Source organism: Propioniciclava tarda (genome assembly GCF_900182665.1).
GTDB lineage: Bacteria > Actinomycetota > Actinomycetes > Propionibacteriales > Propionibacteriaceae > Propioniciclava > Propioniciclava tarda.
The window spans coordinates 64,177-89,863 of sequence record NZ_FXTL01000005.1; the positions used below are offsets into that span (position 1 = coordinate 64,177).

The 25,687-nt window shown below is 71.5% G+C and carries 16 protein-coding genes; 9 read left to right on the forward strand and 7 right to left on the reverse strand.

Annotated features, from left to right (window positions below; genetic code table 11):
* Positions 1 to 75 precede the first annotated feature (75 nt).
* Genes FN821_RS05815 through recD form a run of 3 tightly spaced genes read left to right on the forward strand, consistent with a single transcriptional unit; the run spans position 76 to position 8,212 of the window.
* The gene (locus FN821_RS05815; RefSeq protein WP_131171775.1) at positions 76 to 3,195 is read left to right on the forward strand and encodes an exodeoxyribonuclease V subunit gamma; all 3,120 of its coding nucleotides are present in this window, start codon (positions 76 to 78) and stop codon (positions 3,193 to 3,195) included.
* Positions 3,165 to 6,491, forward strand: coding sequence for a UvrD-helicase domain-containing protein (locus FN821_RS05820; protein ID WP_131171776.1), 3,327 nt, complete (start codon positions 3,165 to 3,167; stop codon positions 6,489 to 6,491). The genes FN821_RS05815 and FN821_RS05820 overlap by 31 nt, the downstream gene beginning before the upstream one ends.
* Entirely contained in the window at positions 6,488 to 8,212 is a 1,725-nt protein-coding gene (gene recD, locus FN821_RS05825) for an exodeoxyribonuclease V subunit alpha (protein WP_131171777.1), read from the forward strand. The genes FN821_RS05820 and recD overlap by 4 nt, the downstream gene beginning before the upstream one ends.
* A 230-nt stretch (positions 8,213 to 8,442) precedes the next feature.
* Here recD and nudC read toward each other — a convergent pair whose 3' ends face one another.
* Genes nudC through FN821_RS05840 form a run of 3 tightly spaced genes read right to left on the reverse strand, consistent with a single transcriptional unit; the run spans position 8,443 to position 15,633 of the window.
* Positions 8,443 to 9,306: an NAD(+) diphosphatase gene (gene nudC / locus FN821_RS05830; RefSeq protein WP_131171778.1), complete on the reverse strand. Its 864-nt coding sequence runs from the start codon at positions 9,304 to 9,306 to the stop codon at positions 8,443 to 8,445.
* A 10-nt stretch (positions 9,307 to 9,316) separates the two neighbouring features.
* Positions 9,317 to 12,517: an ATP-dependent DNA helicase gene (locus tag FN821_RS05835; RefSeq protein ID WP_165489275.1), complete on the reverse strand. Its 3,201-nt coding sequence runs from the start codon at positions 12,515 to 12,517 to the stop codon at positions 9,317 to 9,319.
* On the reverse strand, positions 12,514 to 15,633 hold the full coding sequence (locus FN821_RS05840) for an ATP-dependent helicase (protein ID WP_131171780.1): 3,120 nt from the start codon (positions 15,631 to 15,633) through the stop codon (positions 12,514 to 12,516). Before FN821_RS05840 ends, FN821_RS05835 begins: the two co-directional genes overlap by 4 nt.
* Positions 15,634 to 15,826: 193 nt before the next feature.
* On the opposite strand from FN821_RS05840, the gene FN821_RS05845 reads away from it, so the two are divergent.
* From FN821_RS05845 to FN821_RS05865, 5 genes are all read left to right on the forward strand, one after another.
* On the forward strand, positions 15,827 to 16,033 hold the full coding sequence (locus tag FN821_RS05845; RefSeq protein ID WP_131171781.1) for a cold-shock protein: 207 nt from the start codon (positions 15,827 to 15,829) through the stop codon (positions 16,031 to 16,033).
* A gap of 195 nt (positions 16,034 to 16,228) precedes the next feature.
* Entirely contained in the window at positions 16,229 to 16,453 is a 225-nt protein-coding gene (locus FN821_RS05850; RefSeq protein WP_131171782.1) for a DUF3107 domain-containing protein, read from the forward strand.
* A gap of 279 nt (positions 16,454 to 16,732) precedes the next feature.
* Entirely contained in the window at positions 16,733 to 18,169 is a 1,437-nt protein-coding gene (locus tag FN821_RS05855; protein ID WP_483407045.1) for a DEAD/DEAH box helicase, read from the forward strand.
* A gap of 23 nt (positions 18,170 to 18,192) precedes the next feature.
* The gene (locus FN821_RS05860) at positions 18,193 to 18,720 is read left to right on the forward strand and encodes an alcohol dehydrogenase catalytic domain-containing protein (RefSeq protein ID WP_421958044.1); all 528 of its coding nucleotides are present in this window, start codon (positions 18,193 to 18,195) and stop codon (positions 18,718 to 18,720) included.
* On the forward strand, positions 18,681 to 19,040 hold the full coding sequence (locus FN821_RS05865) for an MBL fold metallo-hydrolase (RefSeq protein ID WP_338324575.1): 360 nt from the start codon (positions 18,681 to 18,683) through the stop codon (positions 19,038 to 19,040). Before FN821_RS05860 ends, FN821_RS05865 begins: the two co-directional genes overlap by 40 nt.
* A 2-nt stretch (positions 19,041 to 19,042) precedes the next feature.
* Here FN821_RS05865 and FN821_RS05870 read toward each other — a convergent pair whose 3' ends face one another.
* The 4 genes from FN821_RS05870 to FN821_RS05885 form a co-directional block, all read right to left on the reverse strand.
* The gene (locus FN821_RS05870; RefSeq protein WP_131171785.1) at positions 19,043 to 19,468 is read right to left on the reverse strand and encodes a hypothetical protein; all 426 of its coding nucleotides are present in this window, start codon (positions 19,466 to 19,468) and stop codon (positions 19,043 to 19,045) included.
* A 200-nt stretch (positions 19,469 to 19,668) separates the two neighbouring features.
* A complete protein-coding gene (trpS, locus tag FN821_RS05875; protein ID WP_131171786.1) occupies positions 19,669 to 20,694 on the reverse strand; it encodes a tryptophan--tRNA ligase in 1,026 nt (341 codons plus the stop codon).
* Positions 20,695 to 20,852: 158 nt separating this feature from the next.
* A complete protein-coding gene (locus FN821_RS05880) occupies positions 20,853 to 21,704 on the reverse strand; it encodes a PHP domain-containing protein (RefSeq protein WP_277751011.1) in 852 nt (283 codons plus the stop codon).
* Positions 21,705 to 21,795: 91 nt separating this feature from the next.
* Positions 21,796 to 24,894 carry an NAD-glutamate dehydrogenase domain-containing protein gene (locus FN821_RS05885; protein WP_338324576.1) on the reverse strand — a complete coding sequence of 1,033 codons (3,099 nt, stop codon included), beginning with the start codon at positions 24,892 to 24,894 and terminating at the stop codon, positions 21,796 to 21,798.
* Between the two features lie 287 nt (positions 24,895 to 25,181).
* Here FN821_RS05885 and FN821_RS05890 point away from each other — a divergent pair, with 287 nt between their 5' ends.
* Positions 25,182 to 25,667: a DUF2505 domain-containing protein gene (locus FN821_RS05890; protein WP_165489277.1), complete on the forward strand. Its 486-nt coding sequence runs from the start codon at positions 25,182 to 25,184 to the stop codon at positions 25,665 to 25,667.
* Positions 25,668 to 25,687 lie beyond the last annotated feature (20 nt).

Consider the following 25,687-nt stretch of genomic DNA (forward strand, 5'->3'; position numbering starts at 1 on the left):
GTCGGGTGGTCGATATCCACAGGGTCGGCGGCCCGCGCAGAAACTGTCAGCCCGCCGCAATAGGGTGGCCGCATCATGAACTCGACCGGTCTCCACCTCGTGAAGAGCACCGACGTCCGCGCGCTGGCGTCCGGGCTGGTCACGTGGCTGACCGAGTTGGACGCCGATCCTTTTGAGGCCCCGCTGGTGCTCACGCCTGGGGCCGGGATGCAGCGGTGGCTGTCCCAGCGGATCGCCCGTGAGACAGGCGCCGCCGGCGAGGGCATCTGCGCCGGCGTCCGGTTCGAGCCGCTGTCACGGCTCGACGAGATCGTGTCGGGGCTCGATCCCGCAGACGACCCGTGGGCGCCCCAGCGGCTCGTGTGGCACGTGCTGGCGCTCGCCGAGGCCCATACCCCGGGGCTGGAGCCGCTGCGGCACCACCTCGCGGCGTCCGATCAGCGCTACGCCAACGCTTCCCGCGTGGCGTCCCTGCTGGACCGCTACGCCCGGCTCCGTCCCGACCTGCTGCTTCGTTGGTCGGACGCCGACGCCGTGGACGACCTGGGGCTCGGCTTCGATGCGTGGCAGGCCGTGCTCTGGCGGAACCTGCACTCCGTGGTCGCGGGGCCCGATCCGGTCGAGCGCCGTCAGGGGCTCATCGCCGACCTGCTGGCGGGCCGACGGCAGCTGGACGCCCCCGGGGTGGCGCTCTTCTGCCCCCGTGCCCTCACGGCGCCGACGGCGGAGCTGCTCGCCGCGGTGGCGTCCGAACGGAGGATCTCCGCGTGGCTGCACGTGGCCGGTCCGGCCGACTCGGTGAACCCGCTCAGCAAACGGCTGGGCACGCGCGGCGCAGAGACGGCGGCCCTGCTTCAGGCGCAGGCAGCATCGGTCGTCCACCTGGAGGCTAGGTCGCGTCCAGGCACGCTGTTGGGGGCCGTTCAGCAGGACCTAGCCGACGGGCGCGTGCCGCGGGTCAGGTCCGGGCTCGGCGACGACCGGACGATCGATGTGCGGTCCAGCCACGGTCTGGATCGGCAGGCCGAGGTCCTACGCGACGCACTGGCAGGTCTGCTGGCGGACGACCCCTCGCTGGAGCCGCGCGACATGGTGGTCGCCTGCCCTGACCCAGCGCTGCTGACGCCGTATCTGCAGGCGGTCTTCACCGGCGACGAACAGGCGCACCCGGCGCCCGGTTTCCGGTTGAAGGTGGCGGGAGGCGCCCAACCCAACGCCCTGCACCGACTGGTGCGGGAGGTGACGCAGCTCGACACGACGCGGGCGCGCGCCGCCCAGCTCCTCGCGCTGGCCGGCCAGCCCTTCGTCGCCCGCCGCTTCGGCTTCGCCGACGACGACACGGAACGGCTCGGCGCGCTCATCGAGCAGGCGGGCATCCGGTGGGGGCTGAACGCGGCGCACCGGGGGCGGTTCGGCATCCCGGACGTCCGACAAGGCACCTGGCAGGTCGGCGTCCAGAGGCTTCTCCTCGGCGAGGCCCTCGGCGATGACGAGTTCGCCGCCGCCGGCGTGATCTCGCCCGTGGACGATGTGGACTCCTCCGACGTCGAGCTACTGGGCAGTCTGGCCGAGCTGGTGAGCCGCCTCTCGCGCCTGGTGGCGCGTCCGGAGCGCGCGACGGCGTCCCGCTGGGTGCAGCACTTCCGCACGATCGTCGAGCAGCTGACCGACGTGGGCTTCGAGGACTCGTGGCAGCTCGCGCAGTTCTGGAGCGTGCTCGACGTCGTCGAGCGGCGCAGCGCGGGCTCCCCCGCCGTCCTCGGCGCCGCCGACGCGTTGGCCCTGCTCGACGCCGAGTTCGACGGACGCGCCGCGCGCCCGTCGTTCGGGGACGGGTCGCTGGTGGTGTGCGACCTCCGGGCGCTGGCCCAGGTGCCGCACCGGGTGGTCTGCCTGGTCGGTCTGGACGAGCGCACGTTTCCGCGGCGGGGCCTGCCCGACGGCGATGACCTCGTGGCGGCGGCCCCGATCCCGGGTGATCCGGATCCGGGACGCGATGACAGGCAAGCCGTCCTCGACGCGATCTGCGCCGCCCAGGACCGGCTCGTGGTGATCTACCAGGGCTGGTCGAGTCACACGTTGGAGTCGCGTCCGGCCCCGGCCGGCGTCATCGAACTCATCGAAGCCGCGACCGCCACGGCCGACCCGCAGGCGGAGTGGCTCGTCCGGCAAGAGCCCCTGCAACCTTTCTCCCCGTCTCTCTTCGGGCCCGTGCCGCTGAGCTTCGACGGCGCGGCCCTCCGGGGTGCGCGCGCCCTGACGGCGCCGCGTCGCCGACGCGTCACCGGGCGCTTCGACGTCGGCCACCTGCCGCTGTCCGAGCCGGTCACGACCCTCGACCTCGACCAGCTCAGGTCGTTCTTGCAGCACCCGGCTCGGTCCTTCCTGCGCGAGCGTGCGGGGCTCACGATCGGCGATGAGGAGGCGGCGTCCGAGGAGCTGCCGATCGAACTGGACGCCCTCGCGCGCTGGCAGATCGGTGACCGGCTCCTGGGGCAGCTGATCCAGGGGCGTCCGCTCGAGACCGCGAGGCATGCCGAACGGCTCAGAGGAGCGCTGCCCCCGGGGGAGTTGGGGACGCGCCTGCTGGACGACGTCAGCCGGACGGCCGTGACCACGGCGGGCGACGCCGAGCCGTATCTGGCGACCGCGCCGCGCTTCGTCGCGCTGGACGAGACGTTCGAGGGGGTGCGCGTCACGGGACGCGTCGCCGTCCGCGGCGACGTGGCGCTCACGGCGTCCTTCTCTCGGGTGTCCCCGCGCACGATCGTCTCGGCGTGGGTGGACCTTTTGGCGGCCACGATCGTGACGGAGCAGCCCGTGGACGCCGTCCTCCTCGGCGGCGGACGGCGACGTCGACTGACGGCCCCCGGCCCGGACGCCGCGCGCGAGTACCTCGCCGAGCTGGTGGCGCTGGCGGTTCACGGACGGGAGCGGATCCTCCCCCTGCCGCCCCGGGTCGGACGCCTGTGGGCCGAGAGCCGGGCGCGCAACGGCGATCCCCTGGCCGACCGCGACCTCAACAAGCAGTGGTCGTGGGACCGCGACGCGGTGTGGGACGCCGTCCTGCCGTCCGGACGCAAGCCGTGGGACGAGCCGGCCTCGGGCAGCCCCTGGAGCCGAGCTGGCGAGAAGAGCCTCCTGGGCAGCCTCGCGGCCGTGGTATGGCGGCCGATCGTGAGGGCCGAGCGATGATGCGTCCGTTCTCGATCGTCGACCCGCTGCCCCGGGGCACCACGGTGCTGGAGGCGTCCGCCGGGACGGGCAAGACCTACGCGATCGCGGCCCTGGCGACGCGGTTCCTGGCCGAGAGTCGAGCCTCGATCGGCGACCTCCTCCTCGTCACCTTCTCCCGCGCGGCGACCGCCGAGCTGCGCTCTCGCGTCCGCGAACGGCTCGTCGACTCGACCGCCGCCCTCGCCCGTTTCCTAGCCGACGGGACGCCGCCCGCTGACGACGTCGACCACCTGCTGACGAACGGCTCGTTCGCCGAGGTCGAAGCGCGCCTGGACCGCCTTCGAGCCGCGCTCGACCGCTTCGATCAGGCGACGATCATGACCACCCACGAGTTCTGCCACGGCATGCTCCGCGGCCTGGGGGTGCTCGCGCCCCAAGAACCCCAGTCGCGCCTGATCGACGACCTGCTGCCACTCGCCGACGAGGCCGCTTCCGACGTCTACCTGCGCCGCTACGCCTTCGACGCCCGCAGGCCGCCGTTTCGCTGGCAGACGGTCAAGGACGAGGAGCCGGGCGCGCGCGACATCGCTCGCGACGCCGTCACCCTGGACGCCTCCCTCAGCCCCGCTGATGCCGACGGACGCGTCGCGGAGCGCGTCGCGTTCGCGGGCGAGGTGCGCGACGTCGTGGCCGACCGGATGCGTCAGCGCCGCCTCTTCTCGTTCGACGACCAGCTGACCCGACTCCGCCGAGCCCTGCTGGACCCCGACCTCGGGCAGCGGGCTCGCGAGCGGCTGCGGCGGCGGTTTCCGGTGGTTTTGGTGGACGAGTTCCAGGACACCGATCCGGTGCAGTGGCAGATCCTGCGCTCCGCCTTCGGCCACGACGACGACGGCGCCCTGGTGCTGATCGGGGATCCCAAGCAAGCCATCTACGCCTTCCGGGGCGCCGATGTGCACACGTACTCGGCGGCGGCCAACGCAGCGGCCACCCGACACACGCTCACCAAGAACTACCGCGCCGACGCGGCGGTCGTGGACGCCGTGTCGGCACTCTTCGCGGGCGTCCTCCTGGGGGACGCCATCGACGTCCCACCCATCGCCGCCCATCACGACAAGCCGCGCCTCGCGGCCGCGCCGGGGTCGCCGTGGGCGTCCGGCGTGCAACTGCGGGTCGTCGAGTCCGAGGAGCCGGTGTCGCCCTGGGTCGCGGCGCGCGCGATCTCCGACGACCTGGTGGGCGTCGTCGGGACGCTCCTGGGACCGGAGGCTCCGCTGGCGCATCGCGGCGGGCGACCGCTGCTCGCGTCCGAGATCGCCGTGCTGGTCCGCTCGAACGGCCGAGGCGCTGCGCTCGCCGCGGCCCTGACCGAGGCCGGGATCCCCGCCACGTTCAGCGGCACCAACAGCGTCTTCGCCTCGGACGCCGCCGCCGACTGGGTGGCGCTGCTCGCCGCGCTGGACCAGCCGCGGCGTCCGTTCGTCCAGCGGGCCATCCTGACGAACTTCGTGGGCGGCTCCGTCGCCCAACTGGCGACCGCGGACGATGCCCAGTGGGCGAGGTGGTCGCAGTGGCTGCACGGCTGGGGACGGATCGTCCGCCAGCAAGGGGTGCCGGCGCTGTGGGCCGCGATCGATCGAGACAGCGGCATGATCGGACGCCTTCTGTCGGTCGACCTAGGGGAGCGTTTCGTCACGGACCACCGCCACATCGTGGAACTGCTGCACCACCAGAGCCTGGCTCTGGGCCGCTCCCTGCCGCGCGAGTTGCTCGCCTGGTTGACGTCCTCGATGAGCGAGGCGACGGCCTCGTCCGAGCGGACCCGACGTCTCGAGACGGACGACGCCGCGGTGCACATCATGACCATCCATCGCGCCAAGGGCCTGCAGTTCCCAGTCGTGCTGCTCCCGGAGGCGTCCCGCGACTACCTGGCCGAACGCGATACGGGGGCGAAGATCGTCCTGCCCAGCGCGGACGGACGCGAGCTGGACGTCGGCGGCCTCGCCGGCCCCGGGCGAGACAAGCGCTGGCTCGCGCAGCGCACGGACGACGCCGACGAGTCGTTGCGCGCGCTCTACGTGGGGCTCACCCGCGCGGAATCGCACGTCGTCGCGTGGTGGGCCAATCACTGGGATGTGGCCCGGTCGCCCCTCCACCGCCTCGTCCACGCCGACCATGACGCCGCTGCCCCCCGGCGTCCCGCCGTGGCCTACGACACGCGCGCCGAGCCCGGGGGCGGCTCGCCGTTCACGAAGCCCGCCCTCGCGGCGTCCGGCATCGCGGTCGTGGCGGCGCCAGAGACGCCGCCGGTACCGGCCGGCATCGCAGCTCCCGCCGCGGCGTCCCTGCGCCGCCGCGAGTGGACCAGGCAGATCGACCAGCAGTGGCGGAGAACGTCCTACTCCGGCCTCACGGCGGCAGCCCACCTGGTCGACTCCGGCATCGTGGCGGACGAGCCGACGGAGCCGATCGCGGTGGACGCCGACCGTGGCCTCGCCACTCCCTCGCCCATGGCTGAGCTGCCCGGCGGCGCCGCGTTCGGCACCTTGGTGCATGCGGTCTACGAATCGTTCGACGCGACGGGTGATGGCTGGCGCGCGGGCCTGCTGGACGAGGTGAGGCGCGCGCTGAGACGGTGGCCGATCGAAGGCGTGGACGCCGTCAGCCTCGCCGACGCGATGGCACCGACGCTCGAGACCCCCCTAGGGCCGCTCGCCGAGCACACGACGCTGCGGTCCTTCGCACCGCCCGACCGGCTGAGCGAGTTCGTCTTCGAGTTCGCGCTGGACGCGCCGGAGGCGACCCTCGCGGACGTGGCGTCCTTGCTGGCGGCACACCTGCCCGCGGACGACGTGTTGGCCGCCTACCCCGCCCGCCTCAGCGGGCCGACGTTGACGGAGCAGCGGCTGCACGGGTTCCTGACCGGCTCGATCGATGCCGTGCTGCGGCTGCCCGGCGGCGGCCACCTCATCGTCGACTACAAGACGAACCGTCTCGGCGCCGCCGGCGTCGCTCCCAGTGAGCTCACCCTCGGCCACTACACCCGACCCGCCATGGCGGAGGCGATGATGGCGAGCCATTACCCCCTCCAGGCCCTGCTCTACTCGGTCGCCCTGCATCGGTTCCTGGCGCGGAGGCAGAAGGGCTACGACCCAAAGCGGCACCTTGCCGGGTCGGCCTACCTCTTCGTCCGGGGCATGGCGGGTCCGGCCACGCCCATCATCGACGGCCATCCGACCGGTGTCTTCTCGTGGCGGCCCAGCCCCGATTTGGTCATCGCGGTGTCCCAGCTGCTGGCGGGGGGCCGACGATGACCGACATCGCCGTGTCGGCGTCCGGCTTGCTGAAGACGTTCAGCGAGCACGGGCTGCTGGGCTGGGCGGACGTGCATCCGGCCCTGCATCTCTGCTTCCTGTACGGCGAGTCGGACGAACGCGTCCGGTTGGCGGCGGCGCTGGCGGTGCGGGCTCTGCGGTCCGGGTCCTTGTGCATCGAGATCGCGTCCGCCCCCCAGACGGCCGCGCAATGGGAGCGGCTCGACGGGGCGGCGTCCGACGAGGCCGCGCCGGCGGTTCCCGCTCAGGACTGGCCCGAGCCGAACGGCTGGTTGGCTGCGCTCGAAGCCAGCCCGATCGTCACGGTCGGCGACGGGACGGACGGGCCGGTTCGACCCCTCCGGCTCGCTCACGGGCTGCTCTACCTGGAGCGCTACTGGCGGGACCAGGAGGCCGTCCGGAGCCGGATCCTGGAGCGCCTGCTCGCCTCGGATGCGCCGCTGGGCGTCGTCCCCGAGGTCTCGTCGGGCGATCCGAGGGCCGCCCAGCAGGACGCCGCCCTGCGGCTCGCCCTGACGTCCGGCCTGACGATCATCGCGGGCGGACCGGGCACCGGGAAGACGCAGGTCATCGCGAGGATCGTGCGCGCCTTCACCGCCGGACACGCCCCTGCGTTGGTCGCCTTGGCCGCGCCGACCGGCAAGGCCGCAGCGCGGATGACCGAGTCGCTGCGGGCCGAGGGCCTGGACGCGTCGGCGTCGACCCTGCACCGGCTGCTCGGCTGGAAGGCGGGGTCGAGAACCCGCTTCAAGCATGATCCGACCAACCCGCTGCCGCACGACGTCGTGATCGTCGACGAACTGTCGATGGTTTCGATGACGCTCATGGCCCGCTTGTTGTCGGCCCTCAAGCCGGGGGCGCGCCTGGTGCTCGTCGGCGACCCCGATCAGCTCGCGTCCGTCGAGGCGGGCGCCGTGCTTGCCGACCTGACCCAGGCGAGCCGCTTGGCGCAGGTGGTGGTTCCGCTTCGCCACAACTTCCGGTTCTCGGGCGACATCCAGTCGCTGGCGACGGCCATTCGGGACTCGGACGCCGACGCGGCGATCGCGGTGCTGACCGACAGCGAGGCCGTAAGGCTCGTCGCACCGAACGACGCGACCGACGTGCTGCGCGAGCGCTGCGTGGACGCGGGGTCGAGACTCTTCGAGGCCGCGGCTCGAGGCGACGACCAGCTGGCCTTGACGATGCTGGATCGCCATCGCCTGCTGTGCGCGCACCGCCGAGGTCCGTTCGGCGTCCAGGCCTGGTCGCGCACGGTCACCACCTGGCTCACCGAGGACCTTCCCGGCTACGGCCAGGGGGGCGAGTTCTATATCGGACGCCCCCTGCTGATGACGCGGAACGCGTCCGATGTGGGCCTGTTCAACGGCGACACGGGGGTCGTCCTCGACACGGGTGGCTCGCCGGAAGCGGTGTTCGCCACGGGCTCCGGGCCGCGCCGCTTCTCGCCATACGTGCTCGACGGGCTGACGTCCGTGCACGCCATGACGATCCACAAGAGCCAGGGCAGCCAGTTCAAGCAGGTGAGCGTGGTCCTGCCGCCCGTCGGCTCCCCGCTGCTCACGCGCGAGCTGCTCTACACGGCGGTCACTCGAGCGTCCGACAGCGTGCTCATCGTCGGCACCGAGGACGCCATCCGCGCGGCCATCGCCCGTCCCGCCGCGCGCACGAGCGGGCTGCGTCCACGACTGGACGCCTGACGCAACGTCGCCCACGCCGCCGCCAAGGCACGCGGCCGAGGTTGGTGACCCTCGCCGGGGTTCGTACCTTGGCAAACGGTACGAAGCTCGGCCCCCGTGCTGTCGGCGTCCTGCTTGTTTGACACGCTGAACGCGGTGCGTCACCCGCAATGGAGCGCGAGATGAGTCCCGCGGGGTGGGCATGAGCCGCGGTTCACATCCGAACCGCCGCGAGAAGGCCCGTTGGCGAGCTAAACGCTCAACTCACCGCGACGCCAGAGTCCGATGAGGGCTGCCGCGATGGACACCGATCCGGGCGCGACCAGGCGCCCATCGGCGAGCAGCTGCTCATACTCGTCGCGGGTCAGGAAGGCGGCCCGGTCGATCTCGAGGCCGTCGACGGTGATGTAGGACGACTCGGCCCGCGCGACGAAGCCGAGCATCAGCGACCGCGGAAAGGGCCACGGCTGACTCGACACGTAGCGGACCTCCCCCACCCGGACCCCGACCTCCTCGAACGCCTCTCGACGGACGCACGCCTCCAGCGACTCGCCCGCGTCGACGAAGCCGGCGACGAGGGACATCCGGTTGGCGTCCCAGGCGGTGTTGTGCGCCAGCAAGAGACGGTCGTTGGCGTCCAGGATCGCCGTGATGACCGCGGGATCGGTCCGCGGGAAGCGATCGCGCCGACACGACGGGCAATGCCGCACATGCCCGGCGGCGCCGACGAGCGTGTCGCCCCCGCACACGCCGCAGTGGGGCGCCACGCGGTGCCAGTTCACGAGCGCCAGGGCGGTGACGGCGATGTCCTTGTCGGTCTCGCCCAGCGTGACCATGCCGAACCGCCCGGACGCCGTCGGCTCGTCGGGCTCGGCGTCCAGGGCAAAGACCCCGACACCGTTCACCAGTCCGACCAGCAGATGCCGCTGCCCGTCGAACGCGCCGGACGTGCGGTCGAATCGCAGGCCTCCCGAACCGTCCAGCGGCAGGCGACCAGCGGAGCCGACCCGCAGCAGACGCGCGCCGTCGGCGTCCCAGAGGCCCTCGACCCACTCGGGATGGATGCGGTCGTCGCCGACGCGGTCCAACTCGCTTCCGGGCACCCACAGCTCCATGGCGGCCAACCTAATGCGCCGCGACGAGCCTGGTCACCTCGGCTTCCAGCCCGGCCCGGTCGGGCAGGGACGCGGGGTAGATCAGCTCGTCGTGCCGGACGTCGTAGAACGCCGCCTCGATCCGATCGATCTCGACGCCCATCAACTCGGCCCAGGCCAGTCGGTAGATCGCCAGCTGCAGCGGATTCGCCCGGCGCCCGGACCCGGTCTTCCAGTCGATGAGCAGCCAGCGGCCCTCGGGACCGGGTTGCTGCTCGTACACCGCGTCGATCCGTCCGCGCACCACCTGCCCGCCGAGGAAGAGGGTGAACGGAACCTCGATCGCCTGGGGCGTCCGGTCGGCGAAGCGTCCCGCCAGGAACGTGTCGATCAACACCTTCAGCGCCGCGTCAGCGCCCTCTCCGTCAGCGTCGTCCTCGCGCCCGAGGAGGCTGGGGGCCGTCAGGAACCGGCGCTCGATCCAGGCGTGGAACGCCTCACCAACCCTCGACGATCGCACCGGACGCGCCGGCATCGGCCTCGCAAGTTCGCTCAGGTAACCCTCGGCGTCCGCATCGAGGGCCAGCAGGGCGGTGGCCGAGAGGTACGGCGGCAGGCTGAGCGGCGGGCGACCGCTTCTGGATGCCCTGGCCTCGGCCAGCAGTCGGTCGGCCGCAGCGTCCCATTCGGCCACCCTGGACGCCTCGTCGAGCGTCGCGACCCGGTCCTCGGGCATGACCCCCGAGAGGGCGTAGGCGTCGCGGAGGCGTCCGATCTCGTCGGCAACCTCCCGCCGACGCGCGTAGGCCGCCTGGTCGACGGGCGCCGGCCAGGGCACCAGGCCTCCTCCGCCCTCGGACGGGTTGGTGGCCGACGGCTGCTCGCACACGGCCAGCTCGCCGAAGGACGCCAGCGTCACGAGGTAAGGCGACACGGCGCGCGGCTTGGACAGCCCCGGCGCCCAGGTGTGGGTGGTGGCCACCAGGTGTTGACGCGCGCGGGTCACGGCGACGTAGGCGAGCCGGTCGTCCCCGCGCCGAAGCTCGTCACGCAAGGCAGCGTCGTAGGCCTTCGTCGCCGAATCGCTCACCTCGGCCAGCTGAGGCACCGACGCCGCGTCACCCCGCAGCGGCGCCGGCAGGACGCCGGCGTTCCTCAGCCAGTTGTCGGTCACGCGACCGCCGGGGAAGACCCCCTCGGCGAGGGAGGGCAGGAAGACCAGCTCCCACTCCAAGCCCTTGGCCTTGTGGATGGTCATCAGCTTGACGGAGTCGTCGTGGGACACCACTGCTTGCTCGAGCCCGGCGCCGTGCTCGGCCTCCGCGCGCAGGTAGGCCAGCAGCCCCGGCAGCGAGCCGTCGCCGTCCACGTCGACGTAGGCGGCCACCGCCGCGACGAAGGCGTGCAACTGCCGGGCGCCGTGGTCCGCGGGCGACGCGGCGGCTCGGACGGCGAGCTCCACCTCGAGGCCCAGCGCGGCGATCACCCGGCGGACGAGATCAGTGACGGGCTCGCCGACGTGGCGCCTCAACGAACGCAGTTCAAGGGCGCAGGCCTGGATGCGGCGCAGGCCCTCGTCCGAGTAGGGGCGCTCGCCCGGGCTCTCCAGCGCCTCGGCGAGGGACACGATGGCTGCCGACTCGGCCTGGGCGAGCGTGGCGGCGACCTCGTCGGCGAAGTCACCCCCGTCGGGTCGGGCGAGCCCCGACAGCTCCGCCGCGCGCCGGCCGAGCTGACCGAGGTCGGCCGGACCCAGCGCCCAGCGCGGACCAGTCAGCACCCGGACCACGTCCGGGTTGGCCGTCACGTCACCGAGCACCCGGAGCATGGCGACGACGTCGGCGACCTCGGGCACCTCGAGCAGCCCGTCCAGCCCGACGATCTCGACGGGCACGCCCCGGGCGACCAGCGCCGCGTAGAGGGGCCGGATCGTCGAGTTCCGCCGCGTCAGCACCGCGATGTCGCGCCAGCTGGGGACGAGCGCGCTGTCGTGGGACGCCACGATGCGGTCCGCCACCCAGGCGACCTCGCCGTGCTGGGTGTCGAACGTCGCCGCCGTGATCTCGCCCGGTGGCGTCCCGTCCGGGGCGACCAGGTCTACGTCGATGCCGTCCCACCGCAGCTCAGGATCGCTGCGCAGGGACGCCGCCAGCGCGTTCGCCGCGTCCAGGATGACCTGACCCGAGCGCCGGTTCACGGTCAGCGGATAGGCGAGCGCCGGCTCGCCGTCGGCGCGCGGGAAGCTGGCCGGGAACGTGATGATGTTGGACGCCGCCGCGCCGCGCCACCCGTAGATGGCCTGGCACGGATCGCCCACGGCCGTGACCGGGTGCCCCCTCCCCTCCTGGGGCGTAGCGCCGGAGAACAGGGCTCGCAGGAGCTCCGCCTGGGCGGACGACGTGTCCTGGTACTCGTCCAGCAGCACGACCGTGAACTGCTCGCGCAGCGCCGCCGACACGTCCGGTACGTCGCGCGCCAGGCGGGCGGCGACGGCCATCTGGTCTGCGAACTCGACGGCGCCCAGGTCGCGCTTCAGCGCCTGGAAGTTCTCGACCAGGCCCGCCAGCTCGACCCGCTCGGACGCCCGCGCCGCGGCGTCCCGCAGCGACGCGAACATCTGCCGTCGGTTGTTCGTGGGCGCCGAGTACGCCTCGGCCACGAACGCCGCAGACTCCGCGCACACGTCGTCGACCTCGGCCAGGTGGGACGTGAGGTCGGCGTCCAGACGCAGGACCTGCTCGGTCACCGAGTCGGGCTTCAGCCTGGCCAGGTGCCGGAAGGGTCCGGGGGCCGCCGCCACCACCCGCGACGCCAGCCGGAACCGCGCCGCGCCCGTGATCATGCGCGCGTCCGGCTCGACGCCCACCCGCAGCCCGTGATCGTTGACCAGCCGCGCCGCGAACGCGTCGTACGTCATGATCAGCTGCTCGCCGGCGTCGTCCACCCCGGACGCGTCCACGGCGCCCGCCCGCTGGAGCGCCGCCCGCACCCTGGTCGAGAGCTCGGCAGCGGCCTTGCGCGTGAACGTCAGCCCCAGCACCTGCTCGGGCCGGACCTGTCCCGTGCCCACCAGCCACACCACCCGGGCTGCCATCACCGTCGTCTTGCCGGACCCCGCGCCGGCGATCACGACCCCCGGTTCGAGGGGCGCCGTGATCGCGTCCAGCTGTTGGCTGCTGAACTCGATCCCCAGCGCGTCGCAAAGCTCGCGGGCGAACCTCAGGCGCCTCACGTGATCACCTGCCCCGACGTGGCCGGGCAGCTCGACGCGAAGGAGCACCAGCGACACGCCCCGCCCGGGGTCGCGTCGAAGCGGCCCGACACCAGCACCTGACGCGCTTGCGCAATGCGGTGATGCACCCAGGTCGGGTAGGCCAGCTCCTCCGGATCGTCGCTGAGGTGCGGACGGGCGCCGAGGGCGTCCTGGCTGAGTACCTTCGGCGCATCGTCCTCGCCGTGCCGCAAGAAGACCAGCTGCGCTCCGGCGCTGCCGGTCGACGGCGCCAGCGCATCGAAGGCGCCGGCGTCCGCCGCCAGTTGGTAGACCCCCAACTGCTCGGACGCCGCCGCCTCGGCCTGCGTCGGCAACGCCCGCGCGGACTTGAAGTCGATAATGCGCAGCTTGCCGGACGAGTCCCGCTCGAGCCGATCGACCGAGCCCATCAGCGTGACGGTCGCGCCGTCGACCTCGACGTCGGCCTCGAACGGCACCTCGACCCCGAGCACGTCGGCATGGTCGTGCGCCGCCTGCCAGCCCATGAACCGCATGACCGCCGCCTCGGCCGCGGCCCGCTCCGACTGGCTGAACCACGGCGCAGGAAAGGGGATGTCGTCCCACACCCGATCCAGGTAGTCGAGCGCGTTGTCGGCCGTGAGCCCCTCCGACAGCGCGTGCTCGGCCAGCGCGTGGATGACCGACCCCAACAGCGCCGAACTGGACCGGGGCGGATCGGCCTTGACCTCGCGCGACAAGAAGTACTGCCGTGGACAGGCCAGCACCGCTTGCAGCTGGCTGGGCGTCAGCACTAGCCGCTCAGGTCGGCGCGGCGCCGTGACTCCAGTGACCGTGCGGACGCCCCACCACCGCTCGGGGTCGGCATCCGGCGCCAAGGGGCGCCCGTGGCCGTCGACTTCGGACGCCAGCCGCGCCAGTCGCACGGTGGCGGCCTGCCGTAGTTCGGGGCTGACCTCGGCATCCATGGCGGTGGCCCGGAGCGACGCCACCAGCGCTCGGAGCGTGTGCAGCCGAGGCGGCGGGGCCAGGACGTGGCGGACGGTGAGCCCGAGTTCGTCGACGAACCGGGACGGCTGGTTCGCCTCGCCCTCGACGCCCGACACCGCGGTCACGAGCAGCCGCCGAGACGCCCGCGTCAGGGCGAGCAGGAAGAGGCGACGCTCCCCCGCCACCAGGTCACGGGTCGCGACGCCGTCGGCCAGTCCGCTGTTCGTCAGTCGCTGCGGATCAAACAGCGAGCCGCGGCGGCGCACGTCCGGCCAGATGCCCTCCTGGACGCCCGCCACCACGACGACGGGCCACTGGCGACCCTTGGCCCGGTGGGCGGTCAGCACCCGGACGCCTCGTCCGCGCACCGCGGACTCACGCTCGAAGTCGGCCGGAATCTGCTGCGCGGCCACCTCGGCCAAGAACGCCCGGACCCCGGCCGCGCCGGTCGGCGCGGACGACTCCCGCGCCAGGTCGAACAGCGCGATCACGGCGTCGAGGTCGCGATTGGCGCGGGGCGCGGCGTCCGAGCCGGAGAGCGCCGTCGACCGCAGGTGCTCGGCCCATGGGGTCGCGCCCCAGAGCAGCCACAGCACCTCGTCGGGCCGCCGCCCGGCGTCGATCGCCGCCCGAGCCTGCGCCAGCGCGTCGCGACGCTGACCGACCTGGGCCAGGACCTCGGACGCCCCCGGATCGCTCGTATCAGGGAGGTCGCCCCCGCTCAACACCTGGGCGATCAGGTCACCCGAGGTTCGTCCTGACGTCGCCCGCCCGGACGCCGACGCAGCCGCCCGCAGCACCCGACCGAGCACCCGGATGGAGACGGCGTCCAGTCCGCCCCAGCCCGACGTGAGCAACCGGACCGCCTCGTCCGCGTCACACCCCCCGTCGCGTGCCGCCACCTCCAAGGCCAGCAGCAAGGGCCGCACCGCGAGCGAATCGGCCAGGCCGATCTCGTCGCCCGCTACCTCGACCGGGATGCCGGCGTCGGTCAGCGCCCGGGCGATGCCGGGGATCTGCCCCCGCCCGGAGCGCACCAGCACCGCCATGTCCGCCCACGCGGTTCCCCGGTCGAGGTGCTCGGCCCGCAGTTCGCCGGCGATGAACCGGTTCTGGGCGTCCTCGTCCGGGAACGTCCGTGCCTCGGCCTGCCCCGGACCACTCACGGGGACGGCTCCGCGGTAGGCCTCCACGAGGTCCGGGCCGACCGCAGGCGCACCCAGCCGGGCGGCGACCCTCGCCGCCGGCTCCGCCAGATCGACTGGGCAGCGGTGGTTGAACCGCAGGGGCAGGACCTCGCCGCCGAAGAGTCGTCCGAACTCCGTCACCGCCCGCGGGTGCGCCCCGCGGAAGCGGTAGATCGCGGCGTCCGGATCGGCGAAGGCCACAACGTGCTCCGCCCCTTCGGCCAGGGCGGCCACCAGCGCGAGCTGAGCCGGATCGAGCTCGCTGTAGTCGTCCACGTAGAGCGCGCCCGCGTCCCTCGCGATCGCCGCGGCGATCTCGGGCCGGCCGACCAGGATGCGCACGCGGTGCACGAGCTCGGCGTAGTCCAGGGCCCCCTCGGCGTCCAGGATGTCGAGGTACTCGTCCATGAACGCACCCAGGCGGGCCCAGCCGACGTCGCCGGCCAGGGCGCCGAAGCCCTCCAGGTCGGCCGGATCGAGCCCCAGTTGCCGCGCCCGGGCCAGAGCCGCCCGGACCTGACGCGCGAACGAGCGAGTGCCCACGGCGTCCGCCAGCGACTCGGGCCATAGCCCGGGGCCGCCCCCGGCCAGCAACTCGCGGATGCGGAACTCCTGCTCCGGCGCCGTCAGGAGCCGCGGCGCGGCGTCCAGGTCAGAAAACCGGCCGAGGACGGACAGGCAGAAGGCGTGGAGGGTCATCGCCTGGGGCTGCAGGCTGGTCCGCCCGGACGCCCGCGTCACCCGGTCACGCACGTCGGACGCCGCCTGGCGGGTCAGGCACAGCGCCAGCGCAGGCGACCGTCCGGAGCGATGACGGCGGGCCATCAAGTCGACGAGCAGCGTGGTCTTGCCGGTGCCCGCCGCACCCAGGACGAGGAGGCGTCCGCGCTCGTGAGCCAAGACACGCTGCTGTGTCTCGTCCGGATCCCACGTCGCCATGAGTCCGATTCCACCACATGGCTCCGACAGTTTCTCGATGCCCCTGGCCCCCGTGCGGGGACTGTTGTGAGGGTCGGGCCGGTGTGGAAGGGTGAAAGCGCTGCCGTCCCAGGCGGGGTCCGTTCACCGCCCGACAGCATTCCAGGCCCATCCGGTCCCCTGGCTGGGCCTTCGTTACCGTAAGGAGAAGTGCATGGCGCAGGGATCCGTCAAGTGGTTCAGTGCGGAGAAGGGCTTCGGCTTCATCGCCGTCGACGGCACCTCGACCGATGTCTTCGTTCACCACACGGCGATCGAGACGCAGGGTTTCCGGACCCTCGTCGAGGGCCAGTTGGTCGAGTTCGACATCGTTGACGGTCAGAAGGGCCCGCAGGCCGACCATGTCCGGCCGCTGAGCTGATATCACCCACGATCACCCCGACTCTCCACCCCGTTGAGTCACTCCGAACGGGCCCGCTTCGGCGGGCCCGTTCTGCGTCCCCTTCTGCCTGCCCGTTCTGCGTGCCGACCCTGCGAGCCTGCTCGGCGTCCCCGCCCTCCCTGACCCTTGGGCGGGGCTGGCTAGAGTGAGCCCGAACCCGTTCTAGGAGGAGCTATGGAAGTCAAGGTCGGCATCAAGCACGTGCAGCGCGAACTCGTCATCGAGACCCCGGAGACCGCGATCGCCGTCGAGCAGGGACTGACCGAGGCCCTGGCGTCCGGCGGGCTGCTGCGCCTCACCGACGACAAGGGCCGAGCGATCCTGATCCCCGCGAGCACCATCGCCTACGTGGACCTCGGCACCGAGCACGTGCGTCCGGTGGGATTCGGCGTCGTCTAGTCCGGGGCAGTAGAGTGGGCCGACGCGCAGTTCCGTGCGTCTCGCGATCGCGCCCCGTCGGCGCTGCGGTCGCCTAGGTCCCATGGCCGGTTCTCGCGAGCCGGCGAGAGCAAAGGCATCACGCTGACTGAGAACACCCTGCCGCAGGCAGACGAAAAGCAGACCTTTTCCGACCTCGGAGTTCACCCCGACATCACCGCCGCCCTCGCTGAGGTCGGCATCGTCCACCCCTTCCCGATCCAGGCCCTGTCCATCCCGATCTCTCTGGTCGGCACCGACATGATCGGACAGGCCCGCACGGGCACCGGCAAGACCCTCGCGTTCGGCATCACGGTGCTGCAGCGCGTGACGATCGAGGGCGACGACGACTTCGCCGCCCTCAAGCATCCGGGCAAGCCGCAGGCGCTCATCATGACGCCGACGCGCGAGCTCGCCTTGCAGGTCGCCAAGGACCTTGAGGTCGCCGGCGCGATCCGCAAGGCGCGCGTCCTGACCGTCTACGGCGGAGTCGGCTACGAGCCGCAGCTGGACGCCCTCCGCTCCGGTGTCGACATCGTCGTCGGGACGCCGGGGCGGCTCCTTGACCTGGTGCAGCGCCGCGACCTGGACCTTTCCCACGTCCGCGAGCTCGTGCTGGACGAGGCGGACGAGATGCTCGACCTCGGCTTCCTGCCCGACGTCGAGCGGCTGATCGCCAAGACCCCCAAGAGCCGCCAGACGATGCTGTTCTCGGCCACCATGCCGGCCGCCGTGGTCGGGCTCTCCCGCATGCACCTGGACCAGCCGGTCAACATCCGCGCGGAGGCCCACGACGCCAAGGCGACGGTCCCGGACACCACCCAGTTCATCTACCAGGCGCACGACCTGGACAAGCCCGAGATCGTCGGACGCCTCCTGCAGGCCGAGGGCGTCGGTAAGGTGATGGTCTTCACCCGGACGAAGCGGGCCGCGCAGCGGCTCTCCGACGAGCTCGAGGACCGCGGCTTCGCGGCGGCGTCCATTCATGGCGACCTGTCCCAGGTGCTGCGCGAGAAGGCTCTGAAGAAGTTCCGCGACGACAAGATCCAGGTCCTGGTGGCCACGGACGTCGCCGCCCGCGGCATCGACGTCGCCGGCATCACGCACGTCGTCAACTACGAGTGTCCGGACGACGAAAAGACCTACGTCCACCGCATCGGGCGCACCGGCCGCGCCGGCCGCAAGGGCGTCGCCGTCACGCTGGTCGACTGGGCCGACGTCACCCGGTGGCGCGTGATCAACAAGGCGTTGGAGCTCGACTTCGAGACGATCCCCGAGACCTACTCGAGTTCGGCCCACCTGTATGCCGACCTCCAGATCCCCGAGGGCACGCGGGGACGCGTCCCCGGCTCGACGCCCAAGGTGCGCGAGGACCGCCCGAGCGGCCGCCACGGCGACCACAAGGAGCGCAAGCGCGAGGAGCGTCCGGCGCGCGAGCGCACCCGCCGTCGCCTGCGCAACGGCGTCGCAGCGGACGCCGACGCGCCCGCCCCCGAAGCGCCCGTCAAGGGCGAGCACCACGGCAAGAAGCACCACAAGGGCGAGCACGGTCCGGCGGCCGATCAGGCGGCCGAGGGTCAGGCGGCCGAGGCGTCCGACAGCCCCGAGGCCACCCGTCGTCGTCGGCGGCGCCGCGGTGGCCGCGGACGCGGTGGCCGCGACGGCGATACTCCTCAGGTGGCCGCCGGCACCGAGTGATCGGCTAGCCCTGCGCGGCCACCATGATGCGGCCATGCAACAGGTCCAAGGAGTCATCGCGCGCCAAGGGCGCCCCCGTCGACCTGGTCACGATCAACGTCCCGGACCCGGGTCCGGGTGAGGCGATCGTCAAGGTCCAGGCGTGCGGCGTGTGCCACACCGATCTGCACTACCGCGAGGGTGGCATCGGCGACTCCTACCCCTACCTGCTCGGCCATGAGGCGGCGGGCGTCGTCGGGTCCGTCGGCGAGGGCGTCACGAACGTGGCGCCGGGCGACTACGTGATCCTGAACTGGCGGGCCGTGTGCGGCGACTGTCGCGCCTGCCGCAAGGGCCAGCCCTGGTATTGCTTCGCCACATTCAACGCCACCCAGAAGATGACGCTGACCGACGGCACCGAACTCTCCCCCGCCCTGGGCATCGGGGCCTTCATCGAGAAGACGCTCGTCCACGCCGGACAGTGCACCAAGGTCGGATGTCCCCCGAGCTGTGCGCCCGCTGCGGGGCCCCGATGTGGCTGCACCCCGACGACCTGCCGGTGTGGCACCTGACGCACAACAGCGAGCCCGACGGCGAACTGGCCGATGGCCAGGTCATCACGGTCGCTGGGACCGACCTGCACGTCCTGCTCACCCCGGGCCACTCGCCCGGCTCGGTGTGCCTGTACGCGCCGGACCTCGGCGTGGTGTTCTCGGGCGACACCCTGGTCAACGGCGGGCCCGGCGCGACCGGACGCAGCTTCAGCCACCGGCCGACCATCGAGGCGTCCATCCGCGACCGGCTGTTCGCCCTGCCGGACGAGACCATCGTCAAGACCGGTCAGGGCGCCGACACGACGATCGGCGCCGAGCGGGTCCGGCTGGACGGCTGAGCTCAGCCGCGCCTACGCCAGGCGGACGCCGCCGCGAGCGTCGCCACCGCGCAGGCCGCCAGCACAGGGACGCCGCCGCTCGCGTCCGCTTCGTCGGCGGACGTCTTGGCCGGGACGCCACGGGTCGGCGACACCGGCGTGGGAGTCGGGGCGGGTGTCGGCTTGGGGATCGCCGTGTTCGTCAGCGAGATGGTGGTGACCCAAGTCTCAGAGTCGTTGGTCACGGTGAAGTCGCCGAGTTGGCCGCCGGTGACGGTGAAGTCGGCCCCGGGCGGGGTGATCGTGAACCCCTTGCCGTTGGCGGTGGTCCAGCCTCCGGGCCCCTTGCACACCATCAGCGGAGCCGACCGAGTGACGTACCCCGCCGGGGCGGACACCTCGCGCAAGACCAGGCAGTCGTTGACGGGCAGCGTCCAACCGCCCTCCATCACGATCTCCGGCGAGAAGTGGTCACCGGTGGTGCCGGTCGTGCCGTCCGCCGCTGGGCCAGCAGCAGCGCCCGCTCAGGTCCTGGGTGAACCACGGGTGTCAGCCCCGGACGGCCCATGCAGTGGGCCCATTCAGGGTCACCGCTGGCGGACGGTTCGTAAAAGTCCTCTGAATCGAGGGGTCAGCGGCTCCCCAGAGGTCACAGGAAGTACGTGCGCACCGGCGCCAGCAGCCCGACCTTGTCATAGACGCGGGCCAGCGTCCGAGCCGCCACCTCGCCAGCGCGATCGGCGCTGGACGCGAGGATCCGGTCGAGCTCGGCCGGATCGTCCAGCAACTCCAACGTCCGAGCGCGGAACGGGGCGACGGCGTCCACGAGGACGTCGGCGGTCTCGACCTTAAGGTGTCCGTACTGCTTGCCTGCGAAGTGGTCCTCCAGCTGCGGGATCGGCGTCCCCGACAGCACCGAATGGATCATGAGCAGGTTCGAGACGCCGGGCTTGTTCTCCACGTCGTAGCGGATGACGGTCTCGCTGTCCGTCACGGCCGACTTGATCTTCTTGGCGTTGCGGCTCGGCTCGTCAAGCAGGTTGATCATGCCGAGCTCGGAGCTTTGGCTCTTGCTCATCTTCTGGGTGGGCTCCTGCAGATCCATGATCTTGGCACCCTCCTTGACGATGTAGGGCTCGGGCACGCGCAGCGCCTTCTTGAACCGCTGGTTGAACCGCTCGGCGAGATCGCGCGTGATCTCGAGGTGCTGCCGCTGGTCCTCCCCCACGGGTACGTACGCCGCGTCGTACAGCAGGATGTCGGCGGCCATCAGGATCGGGTACGTGAACAGCCCGACGTTGGCGTTGCCGCCCTTGGCCGTCTTGTCCTTGAACTGCGTCATGCGGCTGGCCTCGCCGTAGCTGGTCAGGCACGACAGCACCCACATCAGCTGCGGATGCTCCGGGACGTGGCTCTGGACGAACACCGGCGACCGCGTCGGATCGACTCCGGCGGCGATGTACTGAGCCGCCGTGAGCCGCGTCCGGGCGCGGAGCAGCTTCGGGTCGGTCGGGACGGTGAGCGCGTGCAGATCGGCGACGAAGTAGTAGGCGTCGAAGTCGTCCTGCAGCTTGACCCAGTTCACGAGGGCGCCCAGGTAGTTGCCCAGGTGCAGCGAGTCGTTCGTGGGCTGCATCCCCGACAGAATCCGCTGTCGCTTGACCTCGTCAGTCATCGGTACTCCCCTGTTCTCGCCTCGCCCGGACATGCAAAACGGCCGCCAACTGCGACGGCCGTGGTGTCGACATGGGTGATAGGGCCGTCGTTACGGCCGCCACCAACGGAGTCGCTCGTGCATGGCCACGAGACTACCGCACCGGACGCCTCGCGCGGTCAGCCCACGACGCCGCCCCGAGCCCCGATGAGCTCGACCAGCCGGCGGTACATGTCAGGGTCCGTGAGGCACGCGCCCAGGGCGTAGCCGGCCTTCTTCCCGGTGCCGTGGTAGTCGGACGACCCTGTCGCCACCAGCCGCAGCTCGTCGACAAGACCGCGCAGGATCGCACGCTCCGCCGGCAGGTGGTCGGGATGGTCGACCTCGATGCCGTCCAGCCCGTGCTCGCGCGCCAGCTCGCGCAGGTAGCGCTCGGACAGGTCGTGGCGGCCCCGCTTCGACCAGGGATGGGCCAGCACCGCCACTCCGGACGCCCCACGCACGAGCTCGATCGCGCGCACCAGCGGCGTCGCGTAGCGCGGGACGTAGCCGGGCTTGTCGTCGGCGAGCCAGCGCCCGAACGCCTCGTCCCGATCGCGGACGTAGCCCTTGGCCACCATCGCGTCGGCGACATGCGGACGCCCCAGCGAGGAGGCGTCCTCGGCGAACACCGCCACGTCGGCCTCCGTCAAGGGCATGCCGAGCTCGGCGAGCCGGCGCAGCAGCCGAGGCAGGCGTCCGAACCGCCCGTCGCGGACGGCGTCCAGTTCGCCGGCCAGTGCCGGATCATCGACGCGGCAGCCGTAGCCGAGCAGGTGCACCGAGTGCCCGCCGACCTCGGCCGACATCTCGACGCCAGCCAGGAACTCCAGGCCCAGAGCGGACGCCGCCGCGCGCCCCTGCTCGAGGCCGTCGAACGTGTCGTGGTCGGTCAGAGCCACCGCGTCCAGGCCGGCGGCCTTGGCCGCCGCCATGAGGGCCGCGGGGGCGTCCGTGCCGTCGGAGACTGTGCTGTGCAGGTGCAGGTCGATCTTCACGCCCACGATTGTCGCAGCACGCTCCGACAACGCCGGAGGGCGGCGGCCCCGCGGCCACCGCCCTCCGTTGATCCGATCCGTTCGATCAGGCCAGCATCGCCCGCAGCGTCCGGAGCGCCACCGAGGTCTTCGCCAGGTCGGGGCTGCCCTCGTTGATCTCCTTCAGCGTCTTCAGCTCGGCCTCGGCCCCGTCGATCTTGCGGAGCCAGGCGTCGACGACCTTCCTCGCGTCCGACTCACCGGGTGCAGCCTCGAGGGCCGCCGCCGAGATGTCGGTCTCGAGCTTCTGCAGGTCGTCGCGCATGGCGGCCTGGGCCATCAGGTCCCAGCGGCCGACGATGGGCAGCTCGCCGATCCGGTCGAACAGCATGTCCATGCCCAGCACTTCGGCCACCTTGAACATGACCCGGGCCGTCTCCATCAGGTCGCGTCCGGTGCGCTGAGCAGTCTGGACGATCGGAAGCGCCATGTGGCCGTACCGCGCCAGCGCGGCGAACTCCGCGAGCTCCGGCGCGACCCCACCGGCCAGGTAAGTCGCCTTCTGCTTCTCGAAGCCCTCACGATGCCGGGGGGTCATGAGTCCGATGAGACCCGACAACACCGTCTGGACGCCGTCGGAGAACGTCGCCGACTCCGTCTTGATGTCGAGGACGCCGCGGCGGTTGTTGAGCAGCCACCGCGTGGCCCGCTCGACCATGCGCCGGATCTCGATGCGGACCGCAGCGTCGGCGTCCGGATCGACGCCGGCGACCGGCATGCCCAGCTCGACCTTGGCCACCTGCAGGATGTTGCGCGCGGCCAGCTGGGCCCGCACGATCTGCTCGATCGTCGAGCTGGTCTCCTCCGACAGGCGGAAGAAGCTCGTGATGCCCTGGCTGTTCACGAACCGGTTGACCGTCACCGTGGCGACGATCTCGCGGTGCAGGCGGTGCTTGGCCATGGCGTCCGCGTAGCGCTCCCGCAACGCCTTCGGGAAGTACGTCGTCAGGCGATCCGACAGGTACGGGTCGTCCGGCAGGTCGGACTCGAGGATCAGGTCCGCGAGCCAGATCTTGGTCCAGGCCAGCAGCGAGCACAGCTCGGGACGCGTCAGCCCCTTGCCGGACGCGATGCGCTGCGCCATCTGCTCGGACGTCGGCAAACTCTCCAGGCCCCGATTGAGACGGCCGTGGGCCTCCATGATCTTCATCCAGGCCTCGTGCGAGGCCGCCATCCGCGAGCTGCGGTACGTGCCACACGCCAGGGCGATGTTCTGGTCGATGTTGTGGGCGAGCACCAGCTTCGCCACGTCGTCCGTCATGGACGCCAGCAGCTCGTTACGCTCCTCGAACGTGAGGCGTCCGGCTGCGACCTCCGCCGCCAGCAGGATCTTGATGTTGACCTCGTGGTCGGACGTGTCGACACCGGCCGAGTTGTCGATGAAGTCGGTGTTCGCCCGGCCGCCGGCCTGGGCGTACTCGATGCGGCCCTTCTGGGTCCAGCCCAGGTTGCCGCCCTCGCCCGAAATCTTGGCGCGGACCTCGGCCCCGTTGACGCGCACGGCGTCGTTCGCCTTGTCGCCGCAGTCGGCGTTGGTCTCGCTGGACGCCTTCACGTACGTCCCGATGCCGCCGTTCCACAGCAGGTCGACCGGGGCCTTGAGGATCGCGTTGATGAGCTCGGTCGGTGTCATCTTGGTGACAGAATCCGGCAGGCCGAGCGCGGCCCGGACCTCAGGCCCGGTCGGGATCGACTTCGCCGAGCGCGGGAACACGCCGCCGCCGGCGCTGATCAGCTCGGCGTTGTAGTCGGCCCACGTCGAGCCCTTGAGGTTGAACAGCCGCACCCGCTCGGCGAACGAGGACGCGGCGTCCGGGTTCGGATCGAGGAACACGTGCAGGTGATTGAACGCCGCGACGAGCTTGGTGTGCTCGGACAGCATCATGCCGTTGCCGAAAACGTCCCCGGCCATGTCGCCGATGCCGACGCACGTGAAGTCCTCGGTCTGGCAGTCCTTGCCCATCTCGAAGAAGTGCCGCTTGACGGACTCCCAGGCGCCGCGGGCCGTGATGCCCATGCCCTTGTGGTCGTAGCCGACCGAGCCGCCGGACGCGAAGGCGTCGCCCAGCCAGAAGCCGCGCTCCAGCGCGATGCCGTTGGCCGTGTCGGAGAACGTCGCGGTGCCCTTGTCGGCGGCCACGACGAGGTAGGGGTCGTCGCCGTCGTACCGGATGACGTCCTTGGGCGGGACGACGTGGCCGTCGACGATGTTGTCGGTGATGCTGAGCAGCGAGTTGATGAACTTCTTGTAGGCCGCCACGCCGCCGGCCTGCCAGCCAGCCCGGTCGACGGACGGGTCCGGCAGGTGCTGGGGCACGAAGCCGCCCTTGGCGCCCACCGGGACGATGACGGTGTTCTTGACCATCTGCGCCTTGACCAGGCCGAGGACCTCGGTGCGGAAGTCTTCGGCGCGGTCCGACCAGCGCAGGCCACCGCGGGCGACCATGCCGTAGCGCAGGTGGACGCCGTGGACATCAGGCGCGTAGACGAAGATCTCGAAGCGGGGACGCGGCTCGGGCAGCAGGTCCAGCTGGCGGGGCAGCAGCTTGAAGGCCAGCGCGGGCTGGTCGTCGGCGAACGCGTTGGTCCGCACCATGGCCCGCAGCAGCGCGAGCTGCATCCGGATGATGCGGTCGTGGTCGAGCGACGCGACCTTGTCCAGGGACGCCTCGATCGCCGCCACGGCGGCCTCGAAGGCTGCTTGGCGGGCGGCCTGATCGGCGAAGGGCCGCTTGGGGTCGAACTTGATCTCGAAGGCGTCCACCAGGGCCGCGGCGATCGAGGTGTTGGCGTTGAGCGCCATGGAGATGTAGGTCTGGGAGAACGGGATGCCGGCCTGCTGCAGGTAGCGGCTCATGGCACGCAGGAACACGACCTGCTGCCAGGTGAGGCCCGCGGTCATGATCAAGCGGGTCATGCGTCCGGCCTCGGCCTTGCCGAAGTACGAGGCGCGCAGGCCATCGGCGAACCGTTGCAGTTCGTCGTCGGTGAAGTCGACGCCCTCACTGGTGCGGAAGCCGAGCTCGTAGCTCAGCACCTTCTCGCCGTCGACGACGAGTTCCGAGGGACGCTCCTCGGTGACCTCGACGCCCAGCGCGGCCAGGTGAGGCATGATCGTCGTGAGCGACATGGGCCGCTTGGTCACGACCTTGAGGACAGGATCGCCACCGGTTTTCGGCGCTTCCAGATCGAACCTGAGATCGTCAGGTCCGGTCAGTTCGTGCGCCAGGGTGACATCGACATTGTTCACTGCAGTTCTCCAGATTCCGAGATCGTCGGTTGCTGACGGCCGGCACCACGGGAGCTCTGCACGGTTCTTGCGCATCGGCCCGAATACTCCGCGGTGAGTAGGCTTTCCTTTACCCAATGTATCGGCGAAAACACCGATCCGCAGGCGAATCGCCTCCCCGAGGCGTCCGGCAGAATGGAGCCATGCAGCTCACCGCACGCCATGTGTTCGAGGCCTCTTGCGATCGCGTTTTCGCCATGGTCACCGATCCGAGTTTCCTGCTCCAGGCGTGCCGTGACCTCGGCGCGCTGAGCGAAACGATCAGGGTGGAACCGACCGACGTCGGCGCGATCACTGACGTCGAGGCGGACGTGGAGGTCCCCGGGCCGCTGGCGACCTTCGCCGGACCCACCTCCCGGGTAGTGGAGCGCATGGAGTGGGGGCCGGCCGACGCCGACGGCGCGCGGAGCGCCCGCTTCAGCATCAAGGTGGTCGGCCTGCCTGTCACGGTGGACGCCGTCGCGCGGCTCGCCCCCATTCCAGGCGGCTGCGCGGTCGACTACAAGGGCACGCTGGCCGTCAAGGTTCCGCTCATTGGCCCCGTCATCGAGAAGCAGGCGGCGCCGTTCGTCCTGGAGACGCTCGACGTGCAGCAGCAGACCGGAAACGCCTGGCTGGCGAGTCACTGACGCGTCCCTGCGCATGTCCG